The organism is Phormidium sp. CCY1219 (genome assembly GCF_035615515.1).
GTDB lineage: Bacteria > Cyanobacteriota > Cyanobacteriia > Cyanobacteriales > Laspinemataceae > CCY1219.
Genome location: NZ_JAJENT010000009.1, coordinates 1 through 212, shown reverse-complemented (window position 1 = coordinate 212; position 212 = coordinate 1). Strand labels below are relative to the sequence as shown.

The 212-nt window shown below is 44.8% G+C and carries 1 pseudogene; it reads right to left on the bottom strand.

The features are described from left to right. Positions 1-74: pseudogene (locus LKK83_RS00220) on the bottom strand (hypothetical protein); the annotation flags it as partial. Between the last annotated feature and the right edge of the window lie 138 nt (positions 75-212).

Sequence of the window (212 nt, the reverse complement as noted above, 5' to 3'; positions counted from 1 at the left end):
TCATTAACCCCAATCATCTCTTGAACCTCCTCGCGAGTTAAACTAGAAAACTTGTACAACACAACCGTCTCTATTAAATCTACAAATTAGGTCTTCAAAACACTTGTTTGTCTCCAAGCTCAACTCGTCCGGTGACCCGTGGCCACCGGATAATTGTTATTGCTGTGCCTGCCGCACTTGCTCCACGCTTAACCCCATCATTTCTGCAATCT